Below are 2,641 nucleotides of genomic sequence, written 5' to 3'. Positions count from 1 at the left end.
TCCGTCTGGGAGAGCGGTTGCTCGGCCTTCAGCAGCGTCGCGACCGCCGCACTGACCGTTGGCGTCGCGTCAGGCAAGAGGCGGGCCGGCCCCAGCTGGGCTAGGGCGTATCGGACCTCGTCGAGGCGCAGGTCTCGCGGTGTATCCTCACGCTCCAGCCAGTGGAGACCATCGGCAACGGCATGGGGACTAGCCGCCAGCGCCCGGCACAGCGTCACCGCCTCACGAGTCTTGTGGAGATTCTTCTGAGAACACAGTCGTGATATTGTCTCGGCATAGGCTTCGGGACCAGCCGTCCCAATCGGCAGGCGAACGGCGATCTCGGGCGCGTCTTCCCGAGTCGGCCGGTTAGCGCTGCGGAGGTAGCCTTCGAGATGCTGCCCGAGGTCGCTGGCGTGGGGACCACGAATCGTTAGCGAGCCGATGTACTCGCCGAAGGGATCGGCTGCGTCAACGTCGACGAGTGGGGCCTGGCGGACTTTGTCCGGCCGCTGTTCGTAGAGTTGGCGGTAGACCGTGTGATCACGATACTGAGACTGGATCTGGGCCTCATGGAGCAGCGTCGCCCGAATGGAATCCAGCGTGTCGTGATCCAGCCCCGGCGCCAGCAGGAGTTCGCGATGGATGGTCACGCCGGCTTCGTCCAGCAGGTGGACGATAGAGCCGGCCAGGCCATGCGCTGACTGCATGATCCGGCCGCGGAACTGGTCGCGATCGGCGTAGTCCTCGTGCTGGAGATCGGTCGTCATTGCCGCGAGTTCCTGGCCCCACTCGATGAGGTTGTCTAGGAGGACTTGTGGGTCGGTTTCAGCCTCCTCGGGGAAGCCGCCGATACACCGGCAGTACCGGGTTTCGACCGGATCGAGGTCGATGTTCGCCAGCCGATCGGCGGGGAGCGCCGCCTGCAGAACCTTCGGCGTCGATAAAGTCAGTGCAGTGCTCACCACATGTTGGAGCGGCGACGTCACCCAGTTCGACAGCACCAGTTCGTCGCGATCAGCGTCGTAGCTGGCATAGCGAGTCCGCCGTTGCTCGGCATCGGTCGCATCAAGTGGCGCGTCAACGGTCGTAACGCCGCCGCTGCGGCCGGTGCCGGCGATCGCGGCGTGCTGTGATCGGGACAGCCAGCGGGTGCGGTAGGGGCCGGCGCCGTCGGCGTCGCGGTCGGCGGCGTCGTCGGGGGCATCCTCCCCGGCCCTCGTGTGCGCGGGATTACACGGCCTGTCAGGCTGGCTTCCGGTTTCGCTAAACAGGGCATCGAGTTCTTGCGACCGGTCGTGATCGGCGTCCAGCGTGTCCAGATACGCCGTTCCCAGCGGCAGCAGTTCGATACGCTTTGCGGTGCGGGGCCCGTAGCGCTCGACGAGTGCGAGGTCTTCGAGCGTCCCCAGCAGTTGGCTGACACGGCTTTTGCTGACGGTACTCTGGGCAACGAGTTCGTGATAGGACAGCGTATGCGCCGGCTCAGCAGCGAGTGTCCGGAGGACCTCGATGGCCCGGCCGTCGGGATCGAGCTGATCGTGGGCCTCACGAAGTCGCGTCGAGGTGGTCCGGCTATCCCGCCCGGCGATGCACTGGGCGCTAAACGAAGCGGGGAGATCATCGCGATGCTCAGTGCGCAGCCAGCTAGCCACCAGGCCGGTCATGGTCACGCGCACATCCGCCACCCGGCCGAGCGCACACAGGAACCACAGCGTCGTCTCGCGTTGCTCGCGTCGGCGGTCGCGGAAGCCCTCGGGCAACAGCACCGAAACCGTCGGCACGATTGCAGCGGCATCCAGCGCCGCCAGCGGGCCGTCCGTGATGAGTTCGATCGGCAGGTGGCCGAGGTCGGTCGCGCCGTCCTGGCCGATCCCGGCAACCAACTCCAGTGCGTTTTGATGGGCGGGATCCTCAGCCGGCCGATCAAGCGCCGCGAGGACGGTAGCGAGCCCGCCATCAGCTGCGGTGACGCCGGCCTCCCGAAGCGTCGCGGCCCGATCGGCGTGGGTTGCCCCCTGACAGAGCTCACGCACGGCCGCGACCAGCGCGTCTTGGAACCCGTTCGACGTGGCGATCTCATGCCAGAGGTCGGCCGGCGCGCTGTTGGCGGTGGCGTGAATGTCGGCCCGCACGTCTCCGCCGTCATTCAGCGACGGTGTCAGCGAGCCCGCTGCCGTCTCAAAATCGAGTGAACGGTCTGCGTCGTACTGAAAGTCCCCGTTGAGCGTGCCAAAGCGACGCTCCAGGTAGGCATCGGCCTCGTCGCGAAGAACTGCCCGGCGCTGCTCGGCCCACTGATCGAGCCGCCCGTCGACGAGATCGCCGAACACATCATGGTAGCCAGCGTCCTGCTCGAGAGACGTGGTCGGAACCGTGTAGTCAATTTCGTCTTCGAGCCGGCCGTAGTCATCGACAGTGCCGATGTACTCACCAAGCTCATCTGCGCGACGAGCTAGCAACCGCGCGCGCTGCTCACAGGCGACCTGCCAGTCTCCAGCCGTGGCCTGGGCTTTGATGCTCCCGGGGTTGCGACTGTGCCCACAGCGGGGACATTCGACGCGGTCCTGCTGGTGGTAGTGCTCGGCCACCCAGAGTGACTCGCACTCGCGGCAGCCAAGCACGGCAAATCGGTCGGGAGAGTGGGTCGCGCCGGCCATGC

Annotated in this window: 1 protein-coding gene; it reads right to left on the bottom strand. The window is 66.5% G+C overall.

The genetic code is table 11. The features are described from left to right. On the bottom strand, positions 1 to 2,570 hold a 2,570-nt coding region (locus MU521_RS21770), incomplete at its 3' end, for a helix-turn-helix domain-containing protein (RefSeq protein ID WP_250864857.1). Between the last annotated feature and the right edge of the window lie 71 nt (positions 2,571 to 2,641).

Origin of the sequence: Halorientalis regularis, assembly GCF_023698535.1 — an archaeon.
Classification (GTDB): domain Archaea; phylum Halobacteriota; class Halobacteria; order Halobacteriales; family Haloarculaceae; genus Halorientalis; species Halorientalis regularis.
Note: the sequence above shows the minus strand (reverse complement) of the source record. Positions and strands in the feature narration are given on the sequence as shown.